The sequence below is a fragment of the Nitrospira sp. T9 genome (assembly GCF_052156535.1).
In the GTDB taxonomy this organism is placed as follows: domain Bacteria; phylum Nitrospirota; class Nitrospiria; order Nitrospirales; family UBA8639; genus Nitrospira_E.
This window is the reverse complement of sequence record NZ_JBQKUP010000036.1, coordinates 22,355-45,578: the sequence shown is the minus strand read 5'-3', so window position 1 is coordinate 45,578 and position 23,224 is coordinate 22,355. Positions and strand designations below refer to the sequence as shown.

Genomic DNA, 23,224 nt, shown 5'->3' with positions numbered 1-23,224 from the left:
AATCCCTGCCGCTGTTGAGTATGGCTCTTTCGCCTCACCGTTTCCCTCGGAAGGGATGGGTGAGGTGAGAGCATCCAACTGGAGATCCTCCTGCCTCATATCTAAACTTTTCTGAGCTTATTGAATGGAGGTGAAACATGAAACTGGTCATGTGGGCCGTTTTAGGGATCGTCATGGGTTTGGTGGGCCTTGTGTTGATTCCGGTATTAGTGGTCGGAACCTGGTGGGTGGTCATGACTGTCATGTTGGGGTTGTCTGACGGGATCGTATGGTTTCTTGATCGCAAGTGGTGGCTTCTGCGCCGTAAAAAGTAAGTTTCGTAAATTATTCCTTCCAATGGAATAAAATTAAAATTGCTTGGAACTTTTTTCTATAGGTCAACCGGTTTTTCGAAAAGGTGAGAATGGGATTGCAGAAGGGTTCTCTTTAGGTCCGGATCAAGGATGGTTTGATACAGAGATTTAGCTTTGGCGAGCAGATCAATGGAGACATGAGTGGCCCCTTGGAGATTGGCTTCCTGTAAATTCGTCCCGGTCAGTGAGCTATCCTGAAGTGAGGCCCCTTCAAGATTAGCCTGTATGAGTTGAGCTTCACGCAAATCAGTTAGGTTGAGCTTGGCTTTGGCCAGATTGGCACGGGTAAGATTTCCCCAGGGAAGCGAAGCCCGTGTGAGAATGGCTCCCTCAAGATTCGCACCCTCCAGGTTGCAGGCAATGAGCCCGGTTCCGGACAGATCAATCCTGGTCATGGTGGCATGTGAGAGATTAGCCTTAATCAGATTGGCTTCCTGCACATCGGCTTCGGTGAGGTCCACCCCGGAGAGGTTGGCTTCTGTTAAATTGGCATGAAAGAGATAGGCGTCTGAGAGGTCTGCCCCTTCCAGATTGGCCTGGCTTAAATCAAGCCCGGTAAAGTCGTACCCGGAAAGATCGGCTCCGCTTAGATCGGGTTGAATCGTCTGATTAGTCCGTCGAAATTTATTCCATTCCCCGACCCCTCCCTTGATGAGGCGTTCAACATGTTCAGGATTGGCCATGAGGAGAGTGTCGGGATTGAACGACGAACCGGATCGCCTGGCTGAAGGTGGTGGGTTTTTGCCTGCTTACCGTTTTTTGAGGTACTTGAGGAATTCCGAATCCGGGGAGAGAACCAACGTCGTATTGTTTGCAAAGGTTTTCTTGTAGGCTTCCATGGTTCGGATAAATTCAAAAAACTCCGGGCCTTGTTGATAGGCGGTCGCATAGATTTTGTAGGCTTTAGCTTCACCGTCTCCGCGAATTTCCTGTGCGGTTTTATAGGCCTCTGCCAGAATGATTTGCTTGTCTTTCTCGGCTTCGGAGCGAATTTTTTGGGCTTCTTCCTCTCCCTCTGCTCGATATTGCTTGGCCTGCCGTTCCCGTTCTGCCTGCATCCGTTGGAAAATAGCTTTTTCATTTTGCTCGGGCAAATCAGCCCGCTTGATCCGTACATCCAAAACTTCCAGCCCGTAGGCCGAGGCTTTTTCGTTGGAACGATCCGACACGACTTTCATGATCAACGCCCGGTTTGCGGAAACGATTTCCGTCAGTTCATGCCGGCCCAACTCAACCCGCAATTCCGAGTAAATGATATCGTCCAGGCGCTGGAGGGCACCTCGTTGTGTCTGAAAGGCCTGATAGACTTTTAAGGGATCCACTATGCGCCATTTGGCGAAATTGTCGATCACCATAGACTTCTTGTCACTGGTAATGACATCTCGTACGGGAGCGTCATAGTCCAAATAGCGTTTATCAAAGAAGGTCACTTGATGGTAAAAGGGAATCTTGAATTTCAGCCCTGGTTCCGTGATGGTTTGGACAGGTTTTCCCAATGCGACCACGATAGCTGTTTCGGTTAAATCGACCACAAAAAACGGGGAGAGCCCTAATACTAAGAGCAATCCAAAAACTAATATGACACCAATGAGGAGATTTTGTTTCATCGGTTGTCCCCTCCTTGCGTGGTTGTTTCTCCCCTAGAGCGGGATTGGCGGTCTAACGGAAGAAAGGGCAGGACATTGCCTGAGGCCTTAGAATCCAAAATGATTTTTTCCGTATTGGCCATGACTTCTTCCATCGTTTCAATGTATACCCGTTTACTGATGACATCCTTAGCCAGTTTGTATTCTTTTAAAGTCTGGAGAAAGTAATTGGCTTCCCCCTCCGCACGTGCAATCCGTGACTGTGCGCTTCCTTTGGCCTGGTTGATGCCTTGAGCCGCTTCCCCTTTTGCTCTGGGGATTAGATCGTTTCGGTAGCCGTGAGACTGGTTAATGAGTTTTTCACGGTCTTCCTTGGCGCTGGCGACATCTTTAAAAGCTGCGGCGACGGCATCCGGAGGATTCACATCCTGAAGTTGGATGGTGGCCACTTGTACGCCGGCTAGGTATTGATCGAGGATGCCTTGAAGCAGGTCTTGAGCCTCCTGTTGAATCTGGGCTTTGCCGATCGTTAGCGCTTCATCAATTTTACTTTTGCCGATGACTTCCCGCATGGCTGCTTCAGCCGCGTTGTGAATCGTGGCTTCGACATCGGCGACTTTATATAAATAATTTTTAGCTTCTTTGATTTTATATTGGACGATGAACTCGAGAGACAGAATATTCATGTCACCGGTCAACATGAGGGCTTCTCTTGGAACGAATTGGGTGCGTCCGCGGTCTTCACGGAATCCCACCTCCACTCGATGGAGTTTTTCAACTTTTGGGGTGTCGACTGTTTCCACAAATGGAATTTTAAAATGTGGTCCGGATTCAACCTCTCGAACAATATCGCCAAATCGTTTCACCAGACCTTGTTCGTCCGGGGCCACAATAAACACCGATTGCCAGAGAGCCAGGACTGCTAAGACGATGTAAATGATTGATTTGAAACCCCGGCCGGGCACGAGTCGAGTGAGTTGGTCTTGTGCTTTCCGAAGCGCTTCATCGAGGGGGTCTTGACCGCTTCCTCCCCACGGATCTTTAGGTTCCCATGCCATACGTTAGTCCTATATTTGAGTTACAAGCGGGACGTGCGAGGTGATCACTGTAGTTACGTGAACCACGGTAACAGAAATTTTTGAATGGGGCAATAAAAGATCAATGAATCCTATTCCAAACGGGTAGGGAGTGCAGTGCTGCAGCTCTTTATCGGGTATGGATACGTTCTATTGGCTTTTTGTTAAATGGGCATGGTCAGGACCTTGGATTGGCCTTCTGGAATAAAAATTCTTATTCCCGTCTGGAATAAATGGGGAAAATACCAAAATTGTTTGGCCTGATCTTTTCTTATGATATTTGGAGTGAAAGGAGGCTGGGTTGATCGGTAAGAGGCCTCCATACGGTAGTCAGGTTGGAGGCGTTTCTGACTTGCCCATAAGTGGTTGATGTTGATCGAATAGCCGCAGAGGGCTTGGTAATATGGCAGCGATGAGATAGGTTTTATTTTTTAGGAGGGATGTTTATGACGACATGGAGAAAACTATTCCCGACTATATACTTGACGCACGCTAGGGTATTTGCTAACATGACTCCATGATGATTACTTTTTCTTCTTTTTCGGCTGATCCTTCTCATGGGCCACACGCTCTAGTTCTTTCCGTACTTCAGGAGGAAAGATCTTATTGGCAATTTGTTTGGTGGTCATATCAGAAGGTTTCTTTTTAGGAGTCATATTATGCCTCTCAATACGCCAAAATTAGATTTGATAACCATGATGGGTGAATACAACTCTCACGAGAAATGCCTTGAGGTCCTAGAGGATCTCCGATGGCCGAATGGTGTGCAATGTCCCAAGTGCCAATCATTCAGCATTTCCCGTATTTATGCCCGTCGCCAATTTGATTGCAACGCCTGTCGGTGCCGGTTCTCTGTGACCGCTGGCACTATCTTCCATGACTCCCATCTCCCGCTTCATAAATGGTTTGCCGTTATTTACATGATGATTGAATCTAAAAAAGGCATTTCGGCCAACCAAGTCAAACGGGTCCTGAATGTTTCCTATAAAACCGCCTGGTATCTCTGTCATCGGATTAGGGCAGCCATGGCCGAATTGAACGCCGAAATGCTCAATGGCACCGTCGAAGTCGATGAGACATGGGTTGGTGGTAAATTGGAAGGACATGGTCAAGGCATCGGCAATTACAAAAAGAATAAGGCTTTAGTCGTTGGCATCATTCAACGCAACGGCAAACTTCGGATGAAGAAAATTGAAAACGCTGACCGAAAAACCCTGCATAAATTCATTAAGGATCATGCGGCACCTGATACAGAAATCATTGTCACAGATGAACATCCAGCCTATAAGGGCATTGGCGATCATGACACCAAACACGAAACCGTGAACCATAAACAGAAAGAATGGGTTCGAGCCAACGACATTCACACCAATGGCATTGAAAATGTTTGGAGTCTTCTCAAGCGTTCGGTCATGGGAACCTACCACAGTATCAGCAAGAAACATTTGGACGCCTACCTCGACGAATTAGAGTGGCGGATCAATAATCGTGAAAATAAATTCTTATTTCGAGATACACTAAAAAAACTCATCGAGTCAAAGAATCTTGAATATCAAAATTTAATAGCTTCATGAAACAGGAAAGTCTAAGGGGAAGCGAACAAACTTAATCATATTTTCATCTTTTGAATGTGAAAAATACAGTTTATCGATATATTCTTTGTCTGCAATTTTTATTTTAAGGCCGACTTTCCAGAAACCATTTTTACCCTTAAACATTATTGTTTGATTTTTCTGCGGTGAATCAATTCTTATTTTATCTGCTTCTATTTTAAGAAATTCATAATCCCTCGGCTCATGCAGGTATAGTTTTTCCGAGCCGCTAATTCTTATTGGGAAATAAGGCTTATTGTGAAACTGACTTTCAGGATGAAAGACCTTATTCGTACTTGACCATTTTTGTATTTCTATAATAAAAACCTGAACTCCTTCCATTGGTTCAGGGTGTTTCGAGTTTGTAAGGCGAACAACAAGGGCCTTATTAGTCCCAAATATTTGAACTCCTGATATTTGAACTCCTGAATCAGAAAGATTTGAAGGGGAGGGAGGCTGTGCTTTGGTTTGTACCTGTATTTCTCTAGGAATTTTATGAATATCAATAAAAGAAGTATCAGGATACAAACCTATTGAACTCGCTCCAACCCTGGGCCTTGTTTCAATATATGAATGAACCAACAATACCATCAGGACTAGAAAAAAAAGAAAAAAAGTCGTTCCAATTGGATTTTGAATAGCCAGCTCAGACATCCACCCAATCTTATCTAATGCCCCATTTATGCTTGCATTGCCAATATTTGACATTGAGCGATCTATCTCAAAGTTTATCCATGCAAAAAACCTATCTTTAAAAAGTTCAACAAAGAAGAAGGCCATCCATATTTTCCAATTTTTAAGTTCTGAAAAAAATTTTACAAGCCAAATTTTTATTCTTTGCAACATCCCCCAATTTTACGCATTTCTACTCCTTGCATCAAGTAGATAGTCGGGAAACTATTAGTTGTCTGTTTGAGAGGCGTTTTTTGATTGACCGGCCGGGCAGACTAATGAAGAAGTCAAAATTTCAAGCCGGGATATCCTCGCAATTATCTCATCGACATCTGATGCTGCATAAGCCGTACGGGGTCCTGTCAAAATTTACCGATTCTGAAGGGCGTCCGACGTTAGCCGACTATGTGGCTGAGTCACGGGTGTATCCGGCCGGTCGATTGGATATGGATAGTGAGGGCCTGCTGCTGCTGACTTCCGATGGAGATCTGGCTCATCGTCTGACCTCGCCATTTCAAAAAGTTTTCAAAACCTATTTGGTGCAAGTGGAACGTATTCCGGATGAACCAGCCCTCGTGGGGCTTCGGGAGGGCGTTATGGTCAAGGGCAAAAGGACCCGACCGGCTAAGGTGCAGCTTCTTCATGAGGAGCCAGACGTCTATCCTCGTCCGGTCCCTATTCGTTTTCGCAAATCCGTCCCTACGGCATGGTTGCGGATGGAAATTCAGGAAGGCATGAACCGGCAGATTCGACATATGACTGCTCAAGTGGGACATCCGACACTAAGGATTATTCGTGTCGCCATCGGGCCTATTCGGTTGGGCTCTCTTGCGCCAGGACAATGGAGGGAGCTTCGAACAGGAGAATTGCGCGGGTTGTCGTAGGGATTTCTAGGTCGGGTGTGTGGACAGGAAAAAGTCATTCGGATGAAATAATTGGCAGGAGCCTGAAACATCCCTCATGTTTGACCTTGGTCATGGTGATGGCGTCGGTAAAAATGGTTATTAGGGTTTTTACCTTGAACATTGTTGCCCGGACAGGTAAAATTCAGCGCTCGTCATCTAATGAACAAGATTTGATGACCGGCGGAACGGCGGCATGACACATTTTTAAATCAGGCCGATGTCATGATGGTGTCTGGTCGGTCCAGGTAACCCCTCGCACGCTGTTTTGTCCCCAGGCTAAAACGATAGAAGGAAGTTAATTCGAGAATGAGGCATTTCTCTGTGGACAAATAGACGGTCGGGTCTTAGGTTGTGCCGTATGGTCTTAGCCCATAGCCGGAATTCGACGGTCTCATCCTATAGTTCCTGTTGAGCCGGTGTGAACAATTCACTATTGGTCACTTACATAAGAATGGAGATATTTCTAACATGTCGGTAACTATTATTCTGGCTCTGTCTGTTCTTGGATTAGCTGTTGCGTATTACTACTCTTCCTCGGTTCTGAAGATCCCCATTGATATGGGTGTCGAAGATCCGGAAACCCGGAAGCGTCTGGCGAAAATCCATTCGGCTATTGCCACCGGGGCCATGGCATTCCTGAAACAGGAATACAAAATTATGGCCATCTTCATGGTGGTTTTTGCCGCAATCATTGCGGTGTTAATTGATGATCATCACACCGACTACGTGAATGAAGGGCTATACACGGCTATTGCCTTCATTTTTGGCGCCATCATTTCGATTGCCTCGGGTTTCATCGGGATGAAGATCGCCACGCAAGGAAATGTACGAACGACCGTCTCTGCCAACCAATCCCTCTCCTCCGCATTTAATGTTGCGTTGCATTCCGGCTCCGTGATGGGCTTTGCGTTGGTCAGCTTGGCGGCCTTAGGACTGTTAATTATCTATCTTGGGCTCAAAAGTATCATGCCGGCTCAACTCCCGACGCATATTCTGATGGAAGTCATTGCCGGATTCGGTCTCGGGGGATCGTCTATCGCGTTATTTGCGCGTGTGGGTGGTGGAATTTTCACAAAAGCCGCTGACGTTGGGGCTGATTTGGTGGGAAAAGTTGAAGCAGGGATTCCGGAAGATGATCCGCGTAATCCTGCGGTGATTGCCGATAACGTGGGCGATAACGTGGGTGATGTAGCTGGAATGGGGGCCGATCTATTTGGTTCTTGTGCGGAAAGCACCTGCGCCGCCATGGTGATTAGTGCGGTTGCCTTTTCCGGAATGGTTGATGCGTTATTGTATCCAATCCTTATTTCTGCCATCGGCATCCCGGTGAGCCTTCTTACTCTGATGATGGTCAAAGTCACTTCCGAGGACCAGGTTGGCCCGGCGCTGAAAAAGATGCTGATCATCTCCAGTGCGTTGATGGCAGTGGTGATGTTGTTTGTCACCAAGGCCATGCTTCCGGATACCTTTGAGATTGGTGGGCAGGCGTATACCGATCTGGGGGTGTATTTTTGCTTCCTGTCAGGCTTGATTGCGGGGCTTGCCGTGGGATTGATGACTGAATACTACACTTCCCATGACTATGGGCCTGTGCGGGAAGTGGCGAAATCATGTGAAACGGGTGCAGCCACGAATATCATTTTTGGACTGGCACTCGGCTATAAGAGTGCCGTGGGCCCTTATCTCGCCATTGGTCTCGCCATCTATATTCCGTGGATGTTAGCCGGTATGTACGGGGTGGCCATTGCCTCTCTTGGTATGTTGGGGACACTTGTGATTGCACTCACGATCGATGCCTATGGACCGGTTTCCGATAATGCCGGGGGTATCGCTGAAATGGCGGGTATGCCGGAACATGTCCGTAAACGGACGGATGTATTGGATGCTGCCGGAAATACGACTGCCGCCATTGGGAAGGGCTTTGCCATCGGTGCGGCTATTCTGACGTCATTGGCCCTGTTCGCGGCGTTCCTCACCAGGGCAGACTTACTGCTGAAGGAACAACATGGCCCAGAATATGATCTGTTAGGCAGTATTAATTTGCTGGATCCCCTGGTGTTTACCGGGTTGTTTATCGGGGCCGTGTTGCCCGCCTATTTTTCCGCCATGACGATGAAATCGGTGGGGTCGGCGGCCTATAAGATGATCGAAGAAGTCCGACGGCAGTTCCGCACGATTCCCGGCCTCATGGAAGGAAAGGCCGAGGCGGATTATGAGCAATGTGTCGCCATTTCAACTCAAGCTGCCCTGAAAGAAATGATTGCACCAGGCATTCTGATCATGGGAACGCCGCTGATCACTGGATTTCTGTTTGGCATTCAAGCGGTGGCTGGTGTGCTTGCCGGGTCCCTTGTCGCTGGTGGGGTCATCGCCATCTCCTCATCGAATAGTGGTGGGGCTTGGGATAATGCAAAGAAATATATTGAGGCTGGAAATCTTGGGGGGAAGGGTACGGACACCCACAAGGCTGCAGTCGTTGGTGATACCGTGGGTGATCCCCTGAAAGACACCTCAGGGCCCTCGTTGAATATCCTGATCAAACTTTCAGCTATTCTGTCATTGGTGTTTGTGCCATTTTTCGTCCAGTACGGGGGGCTCTTGATAAAGTAATTTCCACAGAGCAGGGCCGCCCAACATGACTGATTCTCCCTTGTGTTTTGTTGGGCGGAATGCTGTCATCCTTGTTATCATGATTGATGTAGATGATGGTGTTTCCATTTTAAGTTATATCGCGAAACTGGCCTTGCCTTTGTATGGTGGCTTCATTTTTATCTTGATGTTGTGTTTATCATTATTCCATTCCTTGTACAGTTTTTATCTCTCTCTTCATTCCCTTTTTCTTTCCTTTGAGGTGGTTGACCAAGATGGTCATTCCATCGGTTTTTCCCCTCATTTTTCGGCCTCATTACAACAAAGATTGATGGTTTAAAATTTTTAAGGGCGAGAGCTCTATTTTGGTGATCATGAGAGTCGCCATGAGGCACTCCCGTTTTTCTCATTCGTTGTTCCGGTACTTTTAGAATTTCAGGGACAACGATTTCAGAGGGACATGGCGGTCCCTCTCTATTGGCATATGTCCTGCTTAGTTCCGGCAGGCAGGTTTCTTCACTGACTGAGATGGCGGGCGGAAAAGGAGTCACCCTGTATGGAACCACCCAAACAACCAGGAGATTTTTCTTTTCAGAGGAAGAGAAAATCTGAGGCGGTTTCCTCCACAGATGTTGATCTGTTGTTACAGGCGATCTCCCAGGATCTTCCTGCTTCACTGACAACTATCCAGGATGCCTGTCAGACACTCACTATGGCATGCGGTCGGCTGAATGCATTATTTGAGGAGGAGGTGCAATCCGATTATGCGCGGAAGCCACTCGGTCCTCTCCCCACAGAAGATATTCCCGAGGCAGTACAGCGTATTCAGGGTGAGGTGGATCATGTGCGTGGTTTCACGTCTGGACTTCTTCAGTTTATCCGGCTTGGGCAGATTGGCCTTCGGTGGGAGGGCCTGGACGTGAATCAACTGGTGATGGGAATCGTGACTTCCATGGAGAGAAAACTCAAGAGCAGAGAAGTTCTTGTGCGGATTGAGGATCTTCCGGATTGTATGGGTGATGAGGTGTTAGTGACTCAAGTTTTTTCGATTTTGATTGATAATGCCCAGAAATATCTCGATCCTGCACGTCCGGGAGAAATTATTATCTCCGGTAAAACGATGCATGGTTGGTCGGTCTATTCTGTTGGGGATAACGGAATCGGGATTGCGGGGGACCATCATGCCGGAATTTTTGAGGGATTCTCCCATCCTGCCGTAGAGCCGGATAGTCGTCAAGGGGTGGGTTTGGCCATTGTGCGTCGCATCATAGACCGGCATCAGGGAAACATTGAAGTCGACTCAATTCCAGGGCAAGGCTCGACCTTTCGGGTGTACTTTCCTCGGGCGATTATTGTCGAGGAGGGAGAAGGGAAGGATAAATGAATCGAAGAAAGTGAAGACGTGCTTTTCCCGGCATTCAGTCAGCCACCCTGGCCTGCTTCAAGTTGTTGTTAATCGCGGTGTGCGTCAGGGATCTTCTTGCAGTACTCCGCGAAGCGACAAATTTTGCGGGGGTTTGCATGAAACATTCCCTTGGGGCCTGACCTCGCAATAGACAGAAAGATTCTCTGAGCTGAACGTGGTGGTGAATGGCAGGGGGAGGACGTTTTCTAAGGAAAGTTAAGAAAGTATCGAGAAATGAAGCAGGAAAGAAATTGTGGCCAGGAGTCCGAACTGACCTCTGGGTCATGGCGGATTGAAGTGACCTCCATCGAAAATTTCTTATCGATGGCGGCGGGATTGGCTTGAGCGCCGAAGGCGTGGTTGGGTCGTCCTACTGTTTTTTTTACTCGGGCTGATTATCATGTTATTTTTCCAACCCAAACCTCGCAAAATCCGACTCACATGGTCGGGGTGATACTTTACTCCGAAGCATTGGCGAATCATTCGGCCAATCAGTCGACAGGTCCAATGATCACTCCGCATCTTTGCTGCTTGTGGTCCTCGTTTGAGCATAAGAAGGAGACGTTGGCGTTGTTTGGGGGAAAGACGGGATGGACGACCGGTATGGGGTTTAGACTTTAAGGCATTTTTTCCCCCTTGTTCGAGTGCATCTTTCCATCGTTTGACGGACGAGGGCGCTGCACCGATTGTTCGTGCGACCTCGCGAATGCCTCGACCTCTGGCCAACAGGCTGGCAGCCAATCGGCGTCTCGATTCTAATTTTGCTGCACTCCCCTTTGGTCTCATGAATCCACTTCTCGGATTTCTCCATACAACACTTGAGGATAAGTGTGCACCATCGGTTAAAAGATCAAAAGAAGGGTTCAGGAAAAACGGGGATGTGAGGATAGCGCAATTTTCCCAAGTCGAAGCATGGGGAAAAGCACCCTCCGCATGGCACTTAAGGAGTGGGGCAGAAACTGTTTAGCGGAAAGAGGGGGGGATTCCGATATCGCGACTATTCGCGAGACAGGCGCCTGCATCGGTCATTTCCTGGAGCACATGCGGGGAGCCATCCTGTTGGAGGTCGCTCCCTTTTGTGGCATCAGTGAGCAAGACGACTCGAAGCCCGCGTTGACAGCCATCGAGAACCGTGTGCTTGACGCAATGTTCGGTCGGTAGTCCCAGGACATACAATGTTTGGACGTTGAGATCTTCCAGTCGGTCGGCCAGACTCGTACCATCAAAGCCGGATCTCGAATCTTTCTTCGGGTCAGTTCCTTTAGAAATGACCATCATTCCGGGAGGAAGGACCAAGTCGGAATGAAATTGAGCTCCGCGTGATCCTTGGACTCCATGGACCGGCCAGGGACCTAGTTGTTCGGTGAAGGAGCTGTGATTAGCCGGATGCCAATCTCTGGTTGCCAGTATGGGCCAACCTTGACGGCTGAAGTGTTTGATGTAGGCGTTGATGAGAGGGATGAGGCTGTTAGCTTCGGGAACGGCCAGTGCCCCACCCGGAAAGAAGTCATTTTGTAAGTCGACTAAGAGAAGCGCGGAATGCTGATCGGGTTGGGGAACGCTTGAGGTTCGGGTAGGTGAAGAATCTGATGGGGAGGAATGCTTGGAGAGTTTCATGTTCGTTATGCCACAATTTCTGTCCCGATGCCTTTATCGGTGAAAATCTCGAGTAACACCGCGTGAGGCACCCGTCCATCAATAATGTGCGCCTTACGGACACCACCCTGAAGGGCGGTTAAACAGGCATGAACTTTGGGGAGCATGCCTGCACTGATGACCTGCTTTTTGACCATGCGTTCCATGTCTTTTCTGGAGAGGGTGGAGACGTGCCGATTATTCGCATCACGAATCCCTTTGACATCGCTTAAGACCAGTAATTTTTCGGCTTGAACCGCTGCAGCTACGCTGCCTGCTACCAGATCGGCATTGATGTTGTGCGTTTCCCATTTGGCGTCGACCCCAATCGGCGCAATGACCGGAATGAAATTCGCTTCTTGAAGCGTATGCAGCAACGTGGTGTCGACATGGCTGACCTGGCCGACGAGGCCATAGTCTTCAGGGTGCAGCACGTCGGTTGATCCGCTGTAGGTGTGAATCAGGCTCTTCGGATTAAATGGTTTCGTGGTCAGGAGGCAGCCATCCTTGCCGGTGAGTCCGACGGCTTTGGCGCCATGCTGGTTCAGCAACGACACAATTTCCTTGTTGATTTTTCCACCGAGGACCATTTCGACCACTTCCATGGTTGGCTGATCCGTGACTCGAACTCCATGCAGAAATTTTGCCTCAATGCCGAATTTATCCAGTATTTCATTAATTTGTGGCCCACCGCCATGAACGATAATCGGTTGCAACCCGACATATTTTAATAAGACGACATCTTCGGCGAAGCCTTCCTTGAGTTCTTCATGAACCATTGCGCTCCCTCCGTATTTGATGACCACGGTTTTTCCGGCGAGGGTCCGAATATAGGGAAGCGCTTCAATCAGGATGTCCGCTTTTTTAATCAGTTTGTTCATGCAACCTACTCATGGGTTCTAGGGTTTCGGGGAGAATGGCAAAGGCGAAAGGGAATTATGACCATAGTAACAGAGGTCTGGATTTTAAAGAATGTACCGGCTGAGGTCTTCGTCCTTTACAATACTTTGAAGGTGATCCCGCACATACTGCGCGTTGATCACGACCTCTTTTTCCTGAAGATCTTGCGCTTCAAACGAGACATCCTCCAATAACCGTTCCACGATGGTGAAGAGCCGTCGTGCGCCGATGTTTTCGGTTCGGTCATTCACCTGCACAGCGGTTGCCGCAATTTCTTCGATCCCGTCTTTGGAAAATTCCAACGCGATCCCTTCGGTGCTCAGTAAAGCGTGATATTGTTTGACCAGAGCATTTTTTGGCTCGGTTAAAATGCGGATGAGGTCATCCTTCGTGAGGGGCTCCAGTTCTACACGGATAGGGAAACGGCCTTGTAATTCCGGAATTAAGTCCGAGGGTTTGGCCACGTGAAATGCTCCCGCGGCAATAAATAAAATATGATCGGTCTTGACCGGTCCATGCTTGGTGTTGACCGTCGACCCTTCCACGATCGGGAGGAGGTCCCGTTGCACCCCTTCCCGTGAAATATCGGGGCCTGTGTGTTTCTCCCGTCCGGCAATTTTGTCAATCTCGTCCAGGAAGACGATACCTGATTGTTCCGTGCGTGTAATGGCCTCCTTGGTGACTTCTTCCATGTCAATAAGTTTTTGCGCTTCTTCCTGGGCCATGAATTTCAGGGCTTCTGAGACTTTCATCCGGCGATTTTTCTTTTTTCCCGGCATCATGCCGCCGAGCATATCCCGAAGGTTGTGCTCGAGATCTTCCATTCCCCCGATATTGGAAATGATTCCAACCGGAAGCCCTCCTCGTTCTTTAATTTCTATTTCCACCATCCGATTATCCAGTTTGCCCTCGCGGAGTTGGAGGCGCAGTTTTGAGCGGGTGGAGTCCTGTTGGTCCTGTTTGTGTTGTGTAGGAGCGGCTGCTGACTCCTCAGTGGTCTCAAACGAGGGGCCCGACGGCGAGGGCGGAAGCAGCATATCTAAGACCCGCTCTTCGGCCATGTCTTCAGCCTTTTTTTGAACCTTTTCCAGATAGGCCGTCTTGACCATATTAATGGATAGATCGGTGAGGTCACGAATCAGAGATTCTACGTCCCTGCCGACGTACCCTACCTCGGTAAATTTGGAAGCCTCAACTTTTATGAATGGCGCATCTGCTAATTTTGAGACTCGTCGGGAAATTTCTGTTTTCCCGACCCCCGTAGGACCAATCATGATGATATTTTTCGGGACGATTTCATCCCGGAGTTCCGGGCTGAGCTGTTGGCGCCGCCAGCGGTTTCGTAAGGCGATGGCAACCATACGTTTGGCGTCCTGTTGTCCAATGACGTAGCGGTCTAACTCCTCTACGATTTGGCGTGGGGTGAGGGAGTGCAGGTTTTTGGGTGTTGGTGAAATCTCTTGTTCCATACGTTATGACGATAACTCCTCAATGACAATGTGATGGTTGGTATAAATGTCGATTCCGGCGGCGATTTGCATGCTTTGTTCGACAACCTGTGACGGTTGCAGTTCGGTGTGAGCCAGGAGGGCGCGAGCAGCAGATAATGCGTAAGGTCCACCTGATCCAATGGCCAAAATCCCGTCTTCCGGTTCGACCACATCACCGGTGCCGGTAATAAGAAATGAATGCTCGCGGTCGGCCACCGCTAACAGTGCTTCTAATCGTCGAAGGACCCGATCGGTTCGCCAATCCTTCGCCAGTTCAACGGCGGCTCGGGTCAGATTCCCTCGATACTCTTCCAGCTTTGCGTCAAATTTTTCAAATAAGGTAAACGCATCCGCGGTGGCCCCGGCAAAGCCAGTCAGCACCTTGTCTTGATGCATTTTCCGGAGTTTTTTGGCGTTACTCTTCATAATGGTGCTGCCGACGGTGACTTGGCCATCACAGCCCATGGCCACTGTAGGCCCCTTGCGTACGCACAAAATCGTGGTGGATCGAATCTTCATGGTTTGAGAGGGTCTCCTTCTGGGGGTATGGAGTGAGAAGAGCCGGATCGGGGGTGTGCCCGGTCATAAACGGCCATGAGTTGATCAGTTGCCACATGGGTGTATTTTTGGGTTGTGGCAAGCGAGGCATGGCCCAAGAGTTCCTGGATGGCCCGCAGGTCCGCTCCTTCATCGAGGAGGTGGGTGGCAAAAGAATGGCGAAGAGTATGGGGAGTGACCGTCTTAGTGAAACGGTGTTCGGTCTCTTGCTTCATCATGCGTTCCACGCTTCGAGCGGTCAACCGTCCTCCTCGAGCATTGAGAAAAAGAGGTTGCGATCCTGAGTAGGGTACCCGTGGGGCCGATGTTCCGGTTTGTAAAATCTTGTTCTTGTGGGGCGGATGACGTTGATATTCCAAGATGGCATCAGCAGCTACTGTGCCAATAGGCACCATCCGCTCTTTTTTCCCTTTTCCCCGCAGTCGGATCGATCGGGTTTCTAGATCCACATCCGCCCAATTTAACCCGACTAATTCGGATACCCGAGCCCCGCTTGCATACAACGTTTCTAGAATGGCGTGGTTTCTCAACTCAATCCATTGCTGGGATGCGGGCGAATCTAACAGGGTATTGGCTTCGTCTTTGGTGAGGACGGTGGGAAGACGTGTCCCTTGTCGAGGCGAACGAACGGTGGATGCTGGATTACGCGAAATCCGTCCGTCTTCAACTAAAAAACGAAAAAAGCTTTTGAGACATGCCAGTTTTCTGGCCAGTGAGGCCTTTTTTAACCCTTGATCGCTGAGCCTCTTGAGATAGGATCGAATATGGAGTGAGTCAATGGCACCAGGTTCTGAAAGATCGTTCCTGGAAAGGGTATTTCGAATGTGCGCCATAAATTGTTTGAGGTCGGACTGATAACTGCGGCGTGTTTCAGGCGAAACTCCCCGTTCCAATTGAAGGTACATTACGAAAGCTCGGATTGCGTCATCCATGCTTTGAAATGGGTAGTGGCCCGTTCTTGGATAAGTTGTCGTTTTTTCTGTTTGTCTCGCACCGGTGTATCAAGTGGCGGGTATAGCCCAAAGTTTGAGTTAATTGGTTGAAAGTACTTTGGTTCACAAGTCGTAATGTAATGGAGCAGGGCTCCATGGGCGGTAGAGGGCGGTGGGGTGACCGGAGCACGGCCTGATAGGATGCGAGCGGCATTGATTCCGGCTATTCCTCCACTGGCCGCAGCCTCCACATAACCTTCTACTCCAACCAATTGCCCGGCAAAAAAGATGCGTGGCTGTTTTTTTACCTGCAGGGTGTTTTGTAAGAGGATTGGTGCATTGATATATGTATTTCGATGGATGCTTCCACATCGTAAAAATTCAGCCTGCTCTAAGCCAGGGATCATTCTGAAGATTCGGCGTTGTTCCGGGTAGGTGAGTTTGGTTTGAAACCCTACCAGATTATAGCAGGAGCCATGAGCGTTTTCTGGACGTAATTGTAATACAGCATAGGGCCGTTGGCCGGTTTTGGGATCAATTAATCCCACAGGCTTGAGGGGACCAAACAATAAGGTTTGGCGACCACGGTCGGCCATGACCTCAATCGGGAGGCACCCTTCAAAATACGGCACGTTCTCAAAGGACTTTGGCTGGACGCGTTCAGCTTCGATCAATGCGTTATAGAAAGCGTTGTAGGTATCTTCGTCCATTGGACAATTCACGTAATCCGCCGTTCCCTTTTCATATCGTGATGCCATAAACGTCCGGTCTATGTTGAGTGAATCCGCATCCACAATTGGTGAGATGGCGTCGAAGAAAAAAAGGTTTTTCGATTGGGTGAACTGGATGATTGCCTCAGACAGTTTCGGTGAGGTTAAGGGGCCGGTGGCAATTATGCACAACGCATCATCGGGAATTTCATGGATCTCTTCTCGAAGAATTTTGATATTCGGGTGTTCGACTAATGCCCGGGTCACTTTGGAGGCAAATTGGTCTCTATCCACCGCTAATGCCGTCCCTGCAGGGATCCGCACCTCGTCGGCAATTCGAATGATCAAGGAGTGCAATTGCCGCATTTCCTCTTTCAACATTCCAGGAGCGCTGATAGGATCATTCGATCCCAAAGAGTTTGAGCAGACAATCTCGGCCAGGTGTTCTGTCTTATGTGCGGCTGTTTCTTCCTTAGGCCGCATTTCATACAGGGTCACTCTGGCACCAGAGTTGGCCGCCTGCCAAGCCGCTTCCGATCCGGCCAGGCCGCCTCCGATAATAACAAGGTCTGTTCTCATGATTGTGTGAGAGTGATAGTGGTCAAAGGCGCTGAGAAAGTATTAAGGAACGAATTCTAAGAATTGCCGGAAAAAGGTGTCAACCTTCACACGAGGAACATCGACCCGTCAAGACTTGAATGACATGTTGATGAATGTCTGGAGTACTTCCGACCAACCCATGAAGATTGCGAAAATTATTGAGTCCATATTGGATGGGTTTCCCGTGGATATCGGTAAAACACCCGCCTGCTCCTCGCAAAATGGCTTCAGGCGCACAGGCATCCCATGCCTTGGTATACGGACTCGGTTCAATGTAGAGGTCAGCGTTTCCTTGGGCAATCTGGCCAATTTTCAGTCCCACGCTTCCCAACTGTTGTTCATTATGGATGGGCAATGATTGTTGAATGATAGAAAGAATTGGGGATCGATGGGATCGAGAGGTGACTAGCGAAAGGTTGGTGGGGCTTTGGGATGCGAGAGCTGAGAGTTTTTGGCGGACCCCATTGTGTTCCATCCAAGCCGTCTGATCCGTCAGGCCGGCATAGAGGTGGTCACGCGTGGGCCAGTAGACAACGCCAAGTTTGCTGCGGGCATCAATGGTCAGTCCGATCATGATAGAAAACTCCCCGTTGCGTGCAATAAACTCTTTTGTTCCATCCAGGGGGTCTATGTACCAGACTCGGCCTGTCGTCAGAGATTTGGAGGGGAGGGGGCTTTCCTCCGCCACGATGGAATCCTGTGGGAAATGGGTGTGTAATTCATCTACGATAAGGGCATTGGCTTGTTGATCGGCCTTGGTGACGGGGTCGTCAATGCCTTTGTACATGACCGCAAAATCATTTTGATAGATATTCATGATAACCTGCCCTGCCGTCCGGGCCAGGTGAGAGGCGATTTCAATTTCATGAGATAAATCTGGCATTGCTTTCTCCGGTGAAAGAAGGGGAATCAGGAAACCGATAGTATAAGAGGAATAGAGAGGAAAAAGAATTTTTCTCCACCCACTGTCTGAAAAAATTATGCTGCCTATTGCCATTATTCTGTTGATATTAATCATGATTTTCATGGCGACGTATTTGCCAAAATTGCGTCGCGTTCTGGGGATGATCCTGATGGTCCTGTTTGGAGCTATCGGCTTCATTATTTGGCAGGATACTCAGGAACGGGAGTTGGAATTTCAGCGGATTCCTCCCAGCCAGGCCGAACTTTCTCACATGGAGGTTCGACCCGGACTGAACTCCCGATCCTTTGTACTAGCCGGGAGGCTTGAAAATTCAGCTCAAATCTTTACCATAATAGCAGTAACTATCCAGGCTACGATTGAGGACTGCCATGTGACAGAATGTGAGATTGTTGGGCAAGAGGCCGCAGAGATCCCTTTGGAAATTCCTCCGAACCAGGCGAGAGATTTTTCTCTGACCATGCCTTTTCCCACGATTCCAAAAATAACTGGAGAAGCGAGATGGCGGTATGCCATTTTGAAAGTCAGAGCCCGATAGACTATAATTCCCTGCCGTCGGTTTTCTCTCTCTCCTCGTTTTTCCTACTGGGTCTTTCCTTTTTCAAACCAATGAAAAGATTGACAGCCATGAGGACTCTCGCCTTAAGAAATCGATTTTGCGTCTGATATCAACAATATTCAAATTGACAATATTTATAGCGCCTTCTTATACTAGTCTAGGTTATTTGGGTAAATTTTGATTCATAGGGCAAAAGACTCATAGATATATTCTCAAAAAGTCCAATATTTTGGACAGGTGGGTCTTTTTCGATCTTGAGATTTTTTTATTGCCTTCTTACAGTAAGAAGGTGGAGTAGATAGTATTTGTCCAATTTTTTTAATGGAGACATGAGGGTACGATGACAACTTCTTATAGGGTAATGCCAGGCCCCGAACATTTTTTGCCACCTTCTGCGGCCTCAATGGGGATCAGGCTTCCCGATCCAGGACAAGGACATATTCATGGTAGCATAGTTTCCGAAGAGGAAGCGTTGGAAGAGGCGGCCAGGCAGTTTCTTTCGGCAAAAGTGCCCACGATCTTTCCAGGACCATTGGTTCTGTGGGCATGGAATGACAAGGCCGCCAAGAAGGCCAAAGCAATCCGTCATTTGTATGAAACCATCAAAGAATGCGTGGATTCCTCTTGTCAACATGCCATGCTGATCCCCATGCCGGACTATAGACCGAAATATCCTAAAATTAATCCTGAAATCGAAATAAATCCAAACCACCCAAATTTGACTATCTGGCATAATAAAATTGATGCCTGCATGTTTGTGGGCGTTCATTGCCATCAGGCCAATCTTTCTCTCAAGATCATTCGTGGTGGGACGAATTGCTACACGATTGCCATGTGTGCTCAGGCTGGTCATGAAGATGCGATGGTATCCGTTCGTGATGCGACAGCCGATAAGATAATCAGATTGGCGGATTGGGTGAAGAAATTAAAGGGATCAGTCGCCCCTCCAGCGAAAAATTCAGTGTAATTGTTCTGGGTTTTCATAATAGATGAAAGAGATAAGAGATTAATGACGGTTCTGAGAAACTTTCATCTATGAATTTTCATATTATCGTTTAAGACAATCGGAAGTCTTTCACCCTGAAGCAGACAAAGGAGGTCAAAATCATGGCCGCTCAAGCTTCTTTCATAGGACAAAAAAACAAAAAAGAGCAGGTGTATACCGATCCTTGGCACATGATGAATGAGGCGTCAAGAACACCGTCTTTCTTTACCGGGAGTGAAGTCATAAAGGAAGCCGTACGGCGAGCCTCCTGTGACATAATGGTCGCGTATCCCATTACCCCTCAAAGCGAAGCTGCTGCCTTGTGCGGGGAGCTCTTTGCCGAAGGCTATATTGGTGATTACTTCCGAGGGGAAAGCGAATTTGCCGTCATGTCTCAATGCGCGGGAGCCGCATTTGGTGGCGCTAGAGTATTTACCACCACGGCCGGACCAGGCACCATGCGTGCTATGGAAAACTTTCCCATGTGGGCCGGAGCACGGTTACCTATTCAGATGATTGTAACTTGTCGGGGTATCAACTCTCCCCTCTCCATTCAGCCGGATACTCTAGAAATTTCATATTTAATGCAAACGGGAATGCTGGTGTGGCATGCGGAAACCGCCCAAGATTTTTATGACTGGATCCTCAAGGGCTACATGGTATCGGAAGAACCTGATGTCCATTTGCCGCTGGCCTTGTGCTGCGATGGTTTTTTCGTGACCCATACGAAAGATATGGTAGATTTGACTCCCGTCGACATGTGTTTGCCACCATACGATCCCTATCGGTCACCGGTTCCGTGTATGGATATGGAATGTCCTCCGGTTCGCATGATGCGAGATCCTTTTGTCATGAAAAGTAACTATATTAGTTATGCCACCCATGCTAGCTGGCAGCAGGAGGTATGGGCTGCTGTTGAACGGTCGAGAAAGCACACCATCCGTTGGATGGATGGACTAATTGACACCGAAAATACCGATGCTGAAGTGATTGTGGTGGCCTCTGGAACCGCGGTTTCGCAAAGCCGTGAAGCCATCGCGATATTGGAGGAGGAAGGTATTAGGGTCGGTTTGGTGAAGGTTAAAACCTTGCGGCCATGGCCTGGAGAGGAGATCAGGGAGGCCACCAAGCATGCCAAGCACATTATTGTTCCTGAATTTAATGTCATTGGATGGTTAGCCCGTGAAGTGAGCGCAACCGTTCCGAATAATGAACGGATTCATGCGGGTCCCCATGTGTGTGGGGGAATGACCATGCCGCCTGAAATCATCGCCGCGGAAATCAAAACTGTATTAGGAGTCAAGGCACCTTCGTTGGCCGGGCGTGGGGGTTGATGCAACAACGGTAAGCATCTTGTGAGAGTATGGCTTTCAAGCAGATCACGACTATAAGGAGAAACTCATGAGTAAAGAACGAATAAAGATTGCAGAAGAATTGTTTGACATCATGCCTGCTGAATACCAGGATTTGGTCAAGCGGGCGACCTATGGGAATGAGCAACGAGGATGGAAAGATATCGGTAACGCGAAGGAACTGATTGAAGAGCATTCGCTTTGCGCGGGATGCCCTGAGTCCATGGCCTTTCGCTATATTCTCGCCTCATTGCCCAATCCTGAAGACACCGTCATGGTAGGCTCGACGGGATGTACCAGCTTGGTATTTCCACATGTGGCGGTCCACAATATTCATTCATTGTTCGGCAATCAAAATGCTATTGCGTCAGGGCTGAAACGGGCGTTGACGGTTCGTTTTCCTGATCGTCATAAAGACGTCGTGGTGTTAGCGGGAGACGGGGCTACGGTAGATATTGGTTTAGACATGACCTTGCAGGCCTGGTTCCGCCAGGAAAAATTTACCACTATTTGTTTCGATAACGAGCTGTATGCCAATACAGGTGGTCAAGAGAGTGGGCTTATGCAAAAGGGTTTTGTTGCCAAGATGGCCCCGGTAGGCAAAACCTTTGAAAAAGTTCGTCTTCCAGAAATTGCCAGGGAGTCCGGCTGCCACTATGTGGTGAATTGCACGGTCAGCAAACCAAATCTCATTGAAAAAGTGATTAAAAACGCTGTGCATATTGCGCGTGAAATTGGACCGACTTATCTCCAATTGTATACGCCATGTATCCTGGAAATTGGGAAAAACAGCATGGAAGGTTTGCAGGAAATGCGTGATTCTGAAAAGCCAACCGAACGGTTTGCTTATAAAGAGTATGTAAGCGAACCGGCTAAGGAATTATTGGCCGAACTGGCTGCGAAGGAAAAAGAACGAAAAGCTGAAGCCAAAAAGCAACTCGCCGGCCAAACGGCATAAACGGAGAGACATGTGAGAGGAGCTAATCCATGATTATACGTCGAATCAATATCCGAATGTCAGGTCTGGGAGGGCAGGGTGCCGTGACTGCGGCACATGTCATGGCTATGGCTGCAGCCAAGGATGGGAAGTTTGCCATTTCGAATCCGTTTTTTGGGGCCGAAAAGCGTATGGCTCCGGCCGAAAGTTATTGTCGAATCGGACTCAGAAAAATTTACGACAGGGGCGAGCTTGTGTTTCCAGATGTGATCCAAGTGTTTCATCCTCAAGTCATTACGATGGGGAAGAGTTATACGATGCCATTTTATTCAGGGATTAAAGAGGGTGGGCTTGTGATCATCAATACTGACATGCCTCTCTTGTCCGATGAAGACGTGAAACGACTCAAAGATCTGAATGTATCGGTCTTTAATATTCCAGGGACGAATATTGCTTTAGAAATCGCCGGGACCGAATTGGCAACGAACATGACCATGATTGGTTCCGTGGCCGGGATCACAAAGTGTGTCTCCATGAATGGATTGGACCTGGCTTTACAGGAACGATTCGGGAAAAAATTCGTGGCCTCTGGTGGTACGGCAACCCTGGACGAAGCTATTAAGAAGAAGTTTGCCAAAAAAGAAATGTTGTTAAAAAAGAATCTCGATACGGTAGCCCGATCCTATGAAATAGCAGCCGAATGGGCTGAGAAAAATCACGTGGAATTAATGGTCGGAGAAGCCACGGCCGCATAAATACCGAGAACCTCAGCGAAGGAAAGAGATAGATAGATGTATAATGTTGCCCAAGTGACAGATGAGAAATGTGTGGCGAAAAAAGGCTGTCGGCTCTGCATTATGTATTGTCCGGAAGCCAATTGTTTGGATCTTAATTCAGACAAAATGATAGCCGAAGTGCATATAGAGCGGTGCAAGGGTTGTGAGCTGTGTAAAGTCGTATGTGACGCCGCTAAACACGAAGCGATTGAAATGGTCGCCGTGAATTCAGATGGGACTTTAATGGATAAGGCTGGAGAAGCTGCGGAGTTGGGTCAAGCCTATCAGGGATAATTCAAAAAGACGAAAAGCCCTACGATCTCTGTCTTGTGATTGGTCGTAGGGCTTTTTTATTTGTTTGACGAACCGTCATCCATAAATGGATGCACAGGATGTAGGGGTAAGATTAAATGAGTACCGATTTAAATCAACATGTGCAGACGTTGACGGAACAGATGGAAAATTTTCATCATGCGTTAGAAACCAAAGCACGAGAGATTGAAATCAGTGGGGGAGATCAGGAAATTGTCGGTAAACTTATCAAAGGTACCGATGCAATGAAAGACAGCGCCAATATATATTTATCCTGGGCACGACACTATGTGAAGTTATCCGAGGGTGGTGCGTCGGAGGCGGATGAGGGTGAAGAGGATTCTGCTGATTTTCAGTTCTAAGGCCTAAAAAGTCTTT

At 48.3% G+C, this 23,224-nt stretch carries 25 protein-coding genes; 13 read left to right on the top strand and 12 right to left on the bottom strand.

All coding sequences use genetic code 11. From position 1 onward, the window contains the following. The first annotated feature begins 137 nt into the window (after positions 1 to 137). Positions 138 to 314, top strand: a complete 177-nt coding sequence (locus ACTRXD_RS12080; protein WP_442432060.1) for a hypothetical protein — start codon at positions 138 to 140, stop codon at positions 312 to 314. Between the two features lie 56 nt (positions 315 to 370). On the opposite strand, the gene ACTRXD_RS12075 is transcribed toward ACTRXD_RS12080, so the two are convergent. From ACTRXD_RS12075 to hflK, 3 genes are all read right to left on the bottom strand, one after another. After that, positions 371 to 1,036, bottom strand: coding sequence for a pentapeptide repeat-containing protein (locus ACTRXD_RS12075; RefSeq protein ID WP_442432059.1), 666 nt, complete (start codon positions 1,034 to 1,036; stop codon positions 371 to 373). A gap of 66 nt (positions 1,037 to 1,102) precedes the next feature. Further along, positions 1,103 to 1,960: a protease modulator HflC gene (gene hflC / locus ACTRXD_RS12070; RefSeq protein ID WP_442432058.1), complete on the bottom strand. Its 858-nt coding sequence runs from the start codon at positions 1,958 to 1,960 to the stop codon at positions 1,103 to 1,105. Continuing rightward, entirely contained in the window at positions 1,957 to 2,997 is a 1,041-nt protein-coding gene (gene hflK / locus ACTRXD_RS12065; RefSeq protein ID WP_442432057.1) for an FtsH protease activity modulator HflK, read from the bottom strand. Before hflK ends, hflC begins: the two co-directional genes overlap by 4 nt. A gap of 677 nt (positions 2,998 to 3,674) precedes the next feature. On the opposite strand from hflK, the gene ACTRXD_RS12060 reads away from it, so the two are divergent. Beyond that, positions 3,675 to 4,589 (top strand): IS1595 family transposase, encoded by a 915-nt coding sequence (locus tag ACTRXD_RS12060; RefSeq protein WP_442432056.1) that lies wholly within the window; start codon positions 3,675 to 3,677, stop codon positions 4,587 to 4,589. Here the strand turns inward: ACTRXD_RS12060 and ACTRXD_RS12055 are convergent. Then, complete coding sequence (locus tag ACTRXD_RS12055) at positions 4,584 to 5,453, bottom strand: hypothetical protein (protein ID WP_442432055.1); 870 nt, start codon at positions 5,451 to 5,453, stop codon at positions 4,584 to 4,586. The genes ACTRXD_RS12060 and ACTRXD_RS12055 overlap by 6 nt on opposite strands. 104 nt (positions 5,454 to 5,557) lie before the next feature. Between ACTRXD_RS12055 and ACTRXD_RS12050 the strand changes: the two genes are divergently transcribed. The 4 genes from ACTRXD_RS12050 to ACTRXD_RS12035 all read left to right on the top strand — a co-directional run bounded on the left by ACTRXD_RS12050 (position 5,558) and on the right by ACTRXD_RS12035 (position 10,157). After that, positions 5,558 to 6,163, top strand: coding sequence for a pseudouridine synthase (locus tag ACTRXD_RS12050; protein ID WP_442432054.1), 606 nt, complete (start codon positions 5,558 to 5,560; stop codon positions 6,161 to 6,163). Positions 6,164 to 6,652: 489 nt separating this feature from the next. Continuing rightward, positions 6,653 to 8,794 carry a V-type H(+)-translocating pyrophosphatase gene (locus ACTRXD_RS12045; protein WP_442432053.1) on the top strand — a complete coding sequence of 714 codons (2,142 nt, stop codon included), beginning with the start codon at positions 6,653 to 6,655 and terminating at the stop codon, positions 8,792 to 8,794. 25 nt (positions 8,795 to 8,819) lie between these two features. Continuing rightward, on the top strand, positions 8,820 to 9,113 hold the full coding sequence (locus ACTRXD_RS12040) for a hypothetical protein (RefSeq protein WP_442432052.1): 294 nt from the start codon (positions 8,820 to 8,822) through the stop codon (positions 9,111 to 9,113). Between the two features lie 216 nt (positions 9,114 to 9,329). After that, positions 9,330 to 10,157 (top strand): sensor histidine kinase, encoded by an 828-nt coding sequence (locus tag ACTRXD_RS12035; RefSeq protein WP_442432051.1) that lies wholly within the window; start codon positions 9,330 to 9,332, stop codon positions 10,155 to 10,157. Positions 10,158 to 10,496: 339 nt separating this feature from the next. On the opposite strand, the gene ACTRXD_RS12030 is transcribed toward ACTRXD_RS12035, so the two are convergent. The 8 genes from ACTRXD_RS12030 to ACTRXD_RS11995 form a co-directional block, all read right to left on the bottom strand. Next, positions 10,497 to 10,964, bottom strand: coding sequence for a helix-turn-helix domain-containing protein (locus ACTRXD_RS12030; RefSeq protein WP_442432050.1), 468 nt, complete (start codon positions 10,962 to 10,964; stop codon positions 10,497 to 10,499). A 177-nt stretch (positions 10,965 to 11,141) separates the two neighbouring features. Further along, positions 11,142 to 11,795, bottom strand: a complete 654-nt coding sequence (locus ACTRXD_RS12025) for an isochorismatase family protein (RefSeq protein WP_442432049.1) — start codon at positions 11,793 to 11,795, stop codon at positions 11,142 to 11,144. 5 nt (positions 11,796 to 11,800) lie between these two features. Continuing rightward, complete coding sequence (argB, locus tag ACTRXD_RS12020) at positions 11,801 to 12,694, bottom strand: acetylglutamate kinase (RefSeq protein ID WP_442432048.1); 894 nt, start codon at positions 12,692 to 12,694, stop codon at positions 11,801 to 11,803. A gap of 84 nt (positions 12,695 to 12,778) precedes the next feature. Further along, positions 12,779 to 14,182 (bottom strand): ATP-dependent protease ATPase subunit HslU, encoded by a 1,404-nt coding sequence (hslU, locus tag ACTRXD_RS12015; RefSeq protein ID WP_442432047.1) that lies wholly within the window; start codon positions 14,180 to 14,182, stop codon positions 12,779 to 12,781. A 3-nt stretch (positions 14,183 to 14,185) separates the two neighbouring features. Then, a complete protein-coding gene (hslV, locus tag ACTRXD_RS12010; protein ID WP_312741987.1) occupies positions 14,186 to 14,722 on the bottom strand; it encodes an ATP-dependent protease subunit HslV in 537 nt (178 codons plus the stop codon). Next, positions 14,719 to 15,666 carry a tyrosine recombinase XerC gene (locus tag ACTRXD_RS12005; RefSeq protein WP_442432046.1) on the bottom strand — a complete coding sequence of 316 codons (948 nt, stop codon included), beginning with the start codon at positions 15,664 to 15,666 and terminating at the stop codon, positions 14,719 to 14,721. Before ACTRXD_RS12005 ends, hslV begins: the two co-directional genes overlap by 4 nt. After that, the gene (gene trmFO / locus ACTRXD_RS12000; RefSeq protein WP_442432045.1) at positions 15,666 to 16,982 is read right to left on the bottom strand and encodes a methylenetetrahydrofolate--tRNA-(uracil(54)-C(5))-methyltransferase (FADH(2)-oxidizing) TrmFO; all 1,317 of its coding nucleotides are present in this window, start codon (positions 16,980 to 16,982) and stop codon (positions 15,666 to 15,668) included. The genes ACTRXD_RS12005 and trmFO overlap by 1 nt, the downstream gene beginning before the upstream one ends. 79 nt (positions 16,983 to 17,061) lie before the next feature. After that, positions 17,062 to 17,886, bottom strand: a complete 825-nt coding sequence (locus tag ACTRXD_RS11995; RefSeq protein ID WP_442432044.1) for a 3'(2'),5'-bisphosphate nucleotidase CysQ family protein — start codon at positions 17,884 to 17,886, stop codon at positions 17,062 to 17,064. 97 nt (positions 17,887 to 17,983) lie between these two features. Here ACTRXD_RS11995 and ACTRXD_RS11990 point away from each other — a divergent pair, with 97 nt between their 5' ends. The 7 genes from ACTRXD_RS11990 to ACTRXD_RS11960 all read left to right on the top strand — a co-directional run bounded on the left by ACTRXD_RS11990 (position 17,984) and on the right by ACTRXD_RS11960 (position 23,208). Beyond that, on the top strand, positions 17,984 to 18,463 hold the full coding sequence (locus ACTRXD_RS11990; protein WP_442432043.1) for a hypothetical protein: 480 nt from the start codon (positions 17,984 to 17,986) through the stop codon (positions 18,461 to 18,463). A gap of 361 nt (positions 18,464 to 18,824) precedes the next feature. After that, positions 18,825 to 19,451, top strand: a complete 627-nt coding sequence (locus tag ACTRXD_RS11985) for a carbon monoxide dehydrogenase beta subunit family protein (RefSeq protein ID WP_442432042.1) — start codon at positions 18,825 to 18,827, stop codon at positions 19,449 to 19,451. A 140-nt stretch (positions 19,452 to 19,591) separates the two neighbouring features. Continuing rightward, positions 19,592 to 20,803: a transketolase C-terminal domain-containing protein gene (locus tag ACTRXD_RS11980; RefSeq protein WP_442432041.1), complete on the top strand. Its 1,212-nt coding sequence runs from the start codon at positions 19,592 to 19,594 to the stop codon at positions 20,801 to 20,803. A gap of 67 nt (positions 20,804 to 20,870) precedes the next feature. Then, complete coding sequence (locus ACTRXD_RS11975; protein ID WP_312644699.1) at positions 20,871 to 21,779, top strand: thiamine pyrophosphate-dependent enzyme; 909 nt, start codon at positions 20,871 to 20,873, stop codon at positions 21,777 to 21,779. Between the two features lie 29 nt (positions 21,780 to 21,808). Further along, positions 21,809 to 22,513: a 2-oxoacid:acceptor oxidoreductase family protein gene (locus ACTRXD_RS11970; RefSeq protein WP_442432040.1), complete on the top strand. Its 705-nt coding sequence runs from the start codon at positions 21,809 to 21,811 to the stop codon at positions 22,511 to 22,513. Positions 22,514 to 22,549: 36 nt separating this feature from the next. After that, complete coding sequence (locus tag ACTRXD_RS11965) at positions 22,550 to 22,828, top strand: pyruvate ferredoxin oxidoreductase (RefSeq protein ID WP_312644694.1); 279 nt, start codon at positions 22,550 to 22,552, stop codon at positions 22,826 to 22,828. A 116-nt stretch (positions 22,829 to 22,944) separates the two neighbouring features. Further along, complete coding sequence (locus ACTRXD_RS11960; protein WP_442432039.1) at positions 22,945 to 23,208, top strand: hypothetical protein; 264 nt, start codon at positions 22,945 to 22,947, stop codon at positions 23,206 to 23,208. Positions 23,209 to 23,224: the final 16 nt, after the last annotated feature.

Coding starts and splice junctions, on each gene's coding strand:
- ACTRXD_RS11970 (WP_442432040.1), top strand. CDS start 21,809: ATGATTATACGTCGAATCAATATCCGAATGTCAGGTCTGGGAGGGCAG.
- ACTRXD_RS11975 (WP_312644699.1), top strand. CDS start 20,871: ATGAGTAAAGAACGAATAAAGATTGCAGAAGAATTGTTTGACATCATG.
- ACTRXD_RS11995 (WP_442432044.1), bottom strand. CDS start 17,886: ATGCCAGATTTATCTCATGAAATTGAAATCGCCTCTCACCTGGCCCGG.
- trmFO (WP_442432045.1), bottom strand. CDS start 16,982: ATGAGAACAGACCTTGTTATTATCGGAGGCGGCCTGGCCGGATCGGAA.
- ACTRXD_RS12005 (WP_442432046.1), bottom strand. CDS start 15,666: ATGTACCTTCAATTGGAACGGGGAGTTTCGCCTGAAACACGCCGCAGT.
- ACTRXD_RS12080 (WP_442432060.1), top strand. CDS start 138: ATGAAACTGGTCATGTGGGCCGTTTTAGGGATCGTCATGGGTTTGGTG.
- ACTRXD_RS11965 (WP_312644694.1), top strand. CDS start 22,550: ATGTATAATGTTGCCCAAGTGACAGATGAGAAATGTGTGGCGAAAAAA.
- argB (WP_442432048.1), bottom strand. CDS start 12,694: ATGAACAAACTGATTAAAAAAGCGGACATCCTGATTGAAGCGCTTCCC.
- ACTRXD_RS11985 (WP_442432042.1), top strand. CDS start 18,825: ATGACAACTTCTTATAGGGTAATGCCAGGCCCCGAACATTTTTTGCCA.
- ACTRXD_RS11980 (WP_442432041.1), top strand. CDS start 19,592: ATGGCCGCTCAAGCTTCTTTCATAGGACAAAAAAACAAAAAAGAGCAG.
- ACTRXD_RS12075 (WP_442432059.1), bottom strand. CDS start 1,036: ATGGCCAATCCTGAACATGTTGAACGCCTCATCAAGGGAGGGGTCGGG.
- ACTRXD_RS12050 (WP_442432054.1), top strand. CDS start 5,558: ATGAAGAAGTCAAAATTTCAAGCCGGGATATCCTCGCAATTATCTCAT.
- ACTRXD_RS12055 (WP_442432055.1), bottom strand. CDS start 5,453: ATGTTGCAAAGAATAAAAATTTGGCTTGTAAAATTTTTTTCAGAACTT.
- hflK (WP_442432057.1), bottom strand. CDS start 2,997: ATGGCATGGGAACCTAAAGATCCGTGGGGAGGAAGCGGTCAAGACCCC.
- hslV (WP_312741987.1), bottom strand. CDS start 14,722: ATGAAGATTCGATCCACCACGATTTTGTGCGTACGCAAGGGGCCTACA.
- ACTRXD_RS12025 (WP_442432049.1), bottom strand. CDS start 11,795: ATGAAACTCTCCAAGCATTCCTCCCCATCAGATTCTTCACCTACCCGA.
- ACTRXD_RS12045 (WP_442432053.1), top strand. CDS start 6,653: ATGTCGGTAACTATTATTCTGGCTCTGTCTGTTCTTGGATTAGCTGTT.
- ACTRXD_RS11960 (WP_442432039.1), top strand. CDS start 22,945: ATGAGTACCGATTTAAATCAACATGTGCAGACGTTGACGGAACAGATG.
- ACTRXD_RS12030 (WP_442432050.1), bottom strand. CDS start 10,964: ATGAGACCAAAGGGGAGTGCAGCAAAATTAGAATCGAGACGCCGATTG.
- ACTRXD_RS12035 (WP_442432051.1), top strand. CDS start 9,330: ATGGAACCACCCAAACAACCAGGAGATTTTTCTTTTCAGAGGAAGAGA.
- hflC (WP_442432058.1), bottom strand. CDS start 1,960: ATGAAACAAAATCTCCTCATTGGTGTCATATTAGTTTTTGGATTGCTC.
- hslU (WP_442432047.1), bottom strand. CDS start 14,182: ATGGAACAAGAGATTTCACCAACACCCAAAAACCTGCACTCCCTCACC.
- ACTRXD_RS12060 (WP_442432056.1), top strand. CDS start 3,675: ATGCCTCTCAATACGCCAAAATTAGATTTGATAACCATGATGGGTGAA.
- ACTRXD_RS11990 (WP_442432043.1), top strand. CDS start 17,984: ATGCTGCCTATTGCCATTATTCTGTTGATATTAATCATGATTTTCATG.
- ACTRXD_RS12040 (WP_442432052.1), top strand. CDS start 8,820: ATGACTGATTCTCCCTTGTGTTTTGTTGGGCGGAATGCTGTCATCCTT.